The organism is Gemmobacter nectariphilus DSM 15620 (assembly GCF_000429765.1).
Classification (GTDB): Bacteria; Pseudomonadota; Alphaproteobacteria; order Rhodobacterales; family Rhodobacteraceae; genus Wagnerdoeblera; species Wagnerdoeblera nectariphila.
In genome coordinates this window covers 1-1,137 of sequence record NZ_AUCM01000057.1, presented here as the reverse complement: position 1 = coordinate 1,137, position 1,137 = coordinate 1, and the positions used below count along the sequence as shown (strand labels likewise).

The window sequence follows — 1,137 nt, the reverse complement described above, 5'->3', positions numbered from 1 at the left end:
CACGACGTCCGCCGCGGCGCAACGATCCTGGCCGTGCCAAGCGGCCAGCCCGTCCGTCTCCGCCAGCAGGCAGCCCAGCGGCTCGGCGCTGCCAGAGACGGGCGCATCGAGCGACAGCACTGTGCCGCCCTGCGCCCGGCGCCGGCGATGGTGCCGGATCGCAATGCGCGAGCACTGGTTGCGGAGAACGAGACCGGCGAAGGCGCCGATGGAACCGCGGCGCTTGTCGAAGCCCGGCAGCCGGCAGATCAAATCGACCAGAAGGTCCTGGCGCAGATCGTCGAGATCGGCGGCAGGGAGCGCCAGCTTGCGGTGCAGGCGTCGCGCCGCGACGTCGGCCTCGTCGATCAGCGTGCCAAGGTCGGAGGGGGAAATCGGGGGATACATCGGTGAAAGCCTCGGAACATCGTTTCTGATGCTCCGAGACTGCCGGCCTCCGCCGGGCCGCCGGTGTGATTGGCGTGTGTTTGATGTGTGCCGGGTGTGTGACCGACCGCACTCAGTCCTCTATGGCGACCTCTGACGGCGCGAGGCCAAGGCGGTATCCGCGCGACCGGACGGTCTCCACGAGCGTTTCAACCGACTCTTCCGTGAGCCCGCAGGTGACGAGGGCCCTGCGCAGGTCCCGGACGATCTCTCGCGGTGTTCGCTGAAACTGCGCCTCGATCTCCTGCGCCTTGAGCACGGGGTCGCGCTGCACCGACCGTTCGACAAGCATTCTGAAGAGAGCGAACATCTGCGGGGCAAGATCGAGACGGCGACCGTCCAGCACCGCGAACTGCCCTTGGCGATGCAGGACGAGCCTTGCACCGCCGGTCGGTATGCACCCGTCGTCAAGGATCAGGCGGTCGACGCCCTCCCGATCTGCCTTGAACACATCGGCAAGCGCCCGGACCTCGATCCCGGCCTCGCGCAGCCGCAGCACCAGTGCCGGCTCCGGCTCCTTGGCGATGACCGTCAGCGGCCGCGGTGCCGCCGCGGATTTCAGCGCGAGGATTGCGCCCGGCGCCTCCAACCGATCCGCGCTGTCGCAGAGCATGAGCACCCGACCGGCAGGCCCGGAGCCGATCGTCCAGACCCCATCCACGACCGCCGAGACCGCGCCGGCGAGACCGCCGCTCGCGCCGATCTGCCCTG

2 protein-coding genes are annotated in these 1,137 nt (G+C 69.2%); both read right to left on the bottom strand.

Annotated features, from left to right (window positions below; translation table 11 throughout):
- A partial coding sequence (locus G481_RS0118650; RefSeq protein WP_035026772.1) for a sigma factor occupies positions 1-387 on the bottom strand: 387 nt, incomplete at its 3' end.
- A 112-nt stretch (positions 388-499) separates the two neighbouring features.
- Positions 500-1,137 (bottom strand): helix-turn-helix domain-containing protein (locus G481_RS26305; RefSeq protein WP_035026770.1); only part of this gene is annotated, 638 nt, incomplete at its 5' end.